The sequence below is a fragment of the uncultured Gemella sp. genome (assembly GCF_963525875.1).
GTDB lineage: Bacteria > Bacillota > Bacilli > Staphylococcales > Gemellaceae > Gemella.
The window spans coordinates 1-4799 of the sequence record NZ_CAURMG010000068.1; the positions used below are offsets into that span (position 1 = coordinate 1).

Annotated in this window: 6 protein-coding genes; all 6 read right to left on the reverse strand. The window is 28.6% G+C overall.

Annotated features, from left to right (window positions below; all coding sequences use genetic code 11):
- The coding region (locus tag RWQ73_RS07630) for a YSIRK-type signal peptide-containing protein (protein ID WP_314407773.1) at nt 1-662 on the reverse strand (662 nt) is incomplete at its 3' end.
- A 426-nt stretch (nt 663-1088) separates the two neighbouring features.
- A complete protein-coding gene (gene rpsO, locus RWQ73_RS07635; protein ID WP_314086061.1) occupies nt 1089-1361 on the reverse strand; it encodes a 30S ribosomal protein S15 in 273 nt (90 codons plus the stop codon).
- A gap of 147 nt (nt 1362-1508) precedes the next feature.
- On the reverse strand, nt 1509-2426 hold the full coding sequence (locus RWQ73_RS07640; protein WP_314086064.1) for a bifunctional riboflavin kinase/FAD synthetase: 918 nt from the start codon (nt 2424-2426) through the stop codon (nt 1509-1511).
- Between the two features lie 10 nt (nt 2427-2436).
- The gene (gene truB / locus RWQ73_RS07645; protein ID WP_314407775.1) at nt 2437-3360 is read right to left on the reverse strand and encodes a tRNA pseudouridine(55) synthase TruB; all 924 of its coding nucleotides are present in this window, start codon (nt 3358-3360) and stop codon (nt 2437-2439) included.
- Nucleotides 3360-3809, reverse strand: a complete 450-nt coding sequence (locus RWQ73_RS07650) for a Fur family transcriptional regulator (protein WP_314407777.1) — start codon at nt 3807-3809, stop codon at nt 3360-3362. Before RWQ73_RS07650 ends, truB begins: the two co-directional genes overlap by 1 nt.
- Nucleotides 3810-3828: 19 nt before the next feature.
- The gene (locus RWQ73_RS07655) at nt 3829-4704 is read right to left on the reverse strand and encodes a deoxyribonuclease IV (protein WP_314397540.1); all 876 of its coding nucleotides are present in this window, start codon (nt 4702-4704) and stop codon (nt 3829-3831) included.
- Nucleotides 4705-4799 lie beyond the last annotated feature (95 nt).

A 4799-nucleotide genomic window follows, 5' to 3' on the forward strand; every position in this document is an offset into this window, starting at 1 on the left:
GTATTATTTGGTGCAGCTCGTAGTCCACTACCTTCAGGTAAAGTAGTTCCATTTACACTATGATTATGTCCTGCGATATTCGTACTGTTCGGTTCAGTATTTTTCGCTTTAATACCTTTTGTTGTTTTACCATTTGTTGTTTTATCTTCTAATGGGTTATTATTTTTTTTCTCTAATTTTAATCGAGTGTTCTTATAGATAAATAATGTTTTCCAAGTGGATTCTACTTCTTTTTGATCTTTTGATATTATAAGTATTTTCTTCGCTTTATCTAGTTCTTCTTTTAATCCTCTTACAGATTCTTCTGTATATACAGCTAAATTTAATTTCTCAATATCTTTTACCAATTTTTCTAACTTTGTTATATCTACAACACCCTTAGTTGTTTCTACTTCCTTTAATAATTTTGTATTACGTTCCGCTGAAGTTATTGCACTTTCCTTATTACTTGATGTTGTTACTAGTCCCTCATTTGTTTCTTCATTTGTATTAGTTGATACGATAGGTTGTTCTCCTGCCATAGCTACCGCTCCAGCTCCAAAAAACACACTACATCCTATAACTACTGATGCTATACCTACTTTAAACTTTTTAATTGAGTAAGTCTCGACTTTTGTCCCTTGCTTTATTTTTTTTACATATTGATTATTTTTTCCTACCAAAATAACTCCTCCTTAAATTTCTTTAGATAACAGTATATAGTAGATATATTTAACTACTCACATTTAACATTACTATCATCCATTTATATACATATACTATTTTTGTTGCAATAACTATATTTAAATCTATAGCATTCATTTGAATAAAAATATTAATTCATCTATATATTTTCATATTATTTTTTTCTAAAATTATTATAAAAATGCTAATATATATATATATATATTAGCATTTTTATCCGAAATTTTAAAGATAAATTTTAAAAAATGTTTATTTTTTCATTATAGAATTAACAGTGTAAATATCAATATCAAATTAGATATAAAAAAGTATAGCTTTACAAATCATAGTTAATGTTTCGTTACATTTATAAAAAAAGGAAAGCCGAATTCTCTCAAACGGCTTTCCTGTAAGTATTTTAAAAATTATCTTCTTAATCCTAGAGATTTAATTAATTCACGGTATCTTTGGATATCTTTTTTAATTAAGTAATCTAGTAAGTGACGACGACGGAAAACTTTTTTAAGTAATCCACGACGACCTGCGTGATCTTTTTTGTGAGTGTTTAAGTGCTCAGTTAAAGCATCGATTTCTGCAGTTAATACTGCGATTTGTACTTCTGGAGAACCAGTATCTGATTCGTGAGTACGGTATTGAGCGATAATTTCTTGTTTTCTTTCTTGACTAATTGCTGCCATTGCAATTTCCTCCATATAATTTTATTTTTGCGACCTTAATCCTAGTATAGAACCTGGAGGGTTTCTATACCACGAATAAGGAACATAAGTTATTGTACACTATTTTCGACAATAATTCAAGTTATAACTCTAAAATATAGAGATATTTTAAATTTCTTTATTTTCACACGCTTTTTTATCTTTTTTTAGCTGTTCTTTTAAATGTTCAAAACTCTCAAATTTTTGTTCACTTCTTAAAAATTCATAAAAATAGATCTCAATTTTTTCGCCATAAATGTCATCATCAAAATCCAATATATGCGTTTCAATAAATTTTTTATTTTGTTCATTTGAAACAGTTGGGTTATAACCGATATTAGTAATTGATTTATAAATTTTGTCTCTCACCTTTATCTTTGTAATAAATACCCCATTTGTTTCAGGTAACAAATATTTTTCACTAAGTTGAAGATTTGCCGTTGGAAAATTAATAGTTCTACCCAATTGTCGACCCTTTACAACTAAACCATCGATAGAATAGTATCTTCCTGCATATTGTTTATACTTTATAAAATCTCCACTTTTTACATATTCTTTTAACAATGTTGTCGATATCTTCTGTCCATCTATAAGCTGTTCTTTTTGAATGTTTACATCTATTCCTTTATCTTTAATTAATTCTGGTGTACCTAATCCTCTATTTCCGAATCTATAATCAAACCCACAAAATACTTTTTCTACATTAAGTTTTTTTAAAATTAACTCAATAAATTCTTCAGCCGATAGATTTTGTAAATGTTCATTAAATTCTAAATAATAAACCTCGTCTACACCTAATTCTTTTAAAAGCTCATTTTTTTTGTTTATCGGTGTAAGAGATTCCTCACTAGTTTTACCAAAATATTCTTTTGGACTTTTATCTAAAGTTATAACTATTGACTTAAATTTCTCTCCAGCTTCCTCTATAGCTTCACCTATTATATTTTGATGAGCTTTATGTATTCCATCAAAGAACCCTAAAGCTGCTACTCTTTTATTTTCATCTCTTTTTATTTCATCAAATTTCGAAATATTAAATATTTCCATCTTCATCTACCTACTCTATTATTTTTGGAAATGTTGTTTTCACAGATAATAACTCATCTTCTTTGTCTTTAAGATGATAAATTGCTATCGCCTCATTCTCATATGTAAAAACTATTCCATTCGTAAAATCATAATCCGGAAATTGATTTTTTCTAAACCTTAATCCGTTCATTACCTGTTGTGCTCTATACTTTGGTATTTCTACAAATTGATACTCTTCTAGAGCATATTCTTTTCTTAAAAGACTTTGTTCTAAATTTCCTTCTTGGACTTTTTGTTCCACCTCAGATAGTTTTAAGCAATTTTCTAAAGTTATTTCCCCGCTTCTAGTTCTTGTTAATTTACTCATCGTACTAGGTAAATTAAGTTTTTCTCCAATACTAGTTGCAATTGTTCTAACATATGTTCCTTTACCACAATCTATATCTATAGAAAAATAAAACTTATCATCTTTATAGTATTCACTATTCTCAATAAAAGTAATATCATATATATTTACTTTTCTCGTTGGAATTTCTACATCAAATTGTCCTTTTCTAGCATATTCATATAGTTTTCTACCATTTACTTTAATAGCCGAATAAATCGGTGGTTTTTGTTCTATTTCACCAATCATAGACTGTAAAATATTTTTAATTTCTTCTACATTGATATTACTTACTCTACATTCCTCTACAATCTCTCCAGTAAAATCTTCAGTTGTTGTTTTCAAGCCTAGGCATACTTCAGCTCTATAACTTTTTCCTAAATCCATAGCATAATCACTAACTTTAGTAGCACCACCAAGTAATAACAACAATACTCCATCGACCTCTGGATCTAATGTTCCTGAATGTCCTATTTTTTTCATTTGAAGAATTCTCCTAGATTTGAACACAACATCATGGCTTGTTATTCCACGTTCTTTATAAATTGGTAAAATGCCCTCAAACATTATTTATTATCCTCTTTTTTTAAGCAATTTGGACATAAACCATAGACTTCAAATTTATGGCCATCAATTCTATACCCTTTCAACTCATCAATCTCCAAATCATCACAAACGTGTACATGGATAATCTTAGCTTTGCCACACCCTAAACATATATGATGATGATGGTGATGATCAGGTTCTAAACAACCTATTTTAAAATATTTTTCACCTTTAATTTCTGTTGTTTCTAAAATTCCTAATTCTTCATATGTACTTAGATTTCTATATATTGTATCAAAACTCAATCCAGGATACATCTTTCCAACTGTCTCAGATACATACTTTGCATTGATATATCTATCTTCTTTTACTAATAGTTCTACCATAGCTTTTCGTTTATCTGTATATTTATATCCTTTTTCTTTTAAAAGCTTCATTATTTTATCAACTTTTTCTTCTGATGTAATCATAAGTAACCTCCTGTACTTTTTATTTTTTAAAGTCCACAAATGCCTTATTTCTTAACATTGCTATTTCATCTTTATAAGGTGCAATATCTTTCTTCTCACCATACCAAGGCGTCTCTAAAATTTTAGGAATATTAGCAAATTCCTCTAGGTGTATAATTCTATTTATTGCATCAAATCCAATTCCACCATATCCAATATTTTCATGGCGATCTTTATGCGCACCTAATGTATTTTTACTATCATTAATATGTAAAACTTGAATTCTGTCAAGACCTACTATTTTATCAAATTCTGTAAGTACTCCATCTAAATCATTAACAATATCATATCCACCTTCAAATACATGACAAGTATCAAAAGTTACTGTTAGTTTTTCATTCAGTGTAACTCCATCAATAATTTGAGCAATTTCATCAAATGTTCTACCACATTCACTACCTTTTCCAGCCATAACTTCCAGAGCGATATTAGGTTTCATATCTTTTGTTAAAACTTCATTTAATCCCTTAACAATACTTGCTATACCTACATCAGCTCCCGCCTTAACGTGTGACCCTGGGTGTAGAACAATATTTTTAGCACCAATTTTTTCAGTTCTTTCTATCTCTAATCTCAAGAAGTCAACAGCAAGTTGATAAATTTCTGGTTTTATAGTATTTGCTAAGTTAATAATATAAGGTGCATGCACTACAATATCACTTATATTTTTTTCTTTCATTAGCTTATGAGCTTCTTCTATACGCAATTCCTCAATTGGTTTTCTTTTTGTATTTTGAGGAGCTCCTGTATAGATCATAAAAGTATCGCTATCATAACTAGCTGCTTCTTTTACAGAACCAAGCATCATCTCTTTTCCTGACATTGATACATGTGATCCAATTTTTAAGTTCTTCATTATTTACCTCTATTTGCTCTATTGCTACGTTTAGCAAATTTTCTTCTTTCTTTTTGTTTAAGTTTATCCATTTTATATTTATATTTTTTCTTATA

What these genes read in the sequence shown, in the direction of transcription:
- truB (WP_314407775.1), bottom strand. Translation starts at nt 3,360, where the DNA reads ATGTTTGAGGGCATTTTACCAATTTATAAAGAACGTGGAATAACAAGC.
- RWQ73_RS07640 (WP_314086064.1), bottom strand. Translation starts at nt 2,426, where the DNA reads ATGGAAATATTTAATATTTCGAAATTTGATGAAATAAAAAGAGATGAA.
- RWQ73_RS07655 (WP_314397540.1), bottom strand. Translation starts at nt 4,704, where the DNA reads ATGAAGAACTTAAAAATTGGATCACATGTATCAATGTCAGGAAAAGAG.
- RWQ73_RS07650 (WP_314407777.1), bottom strand. Translation starts at nt 3,809, where the DNA reads ATGATTACATCAGAAGAAAAAGTTGATAAAATAATGAAGCTTTTAAAA.
- rpsO (WP_314086061.1), bottom strand. Translation starts at nt 1,361, where the DNA reads ATGGCAGCAATTAGTCAAGAAAGAAAACAAGAAATTATCGCTCAATAC.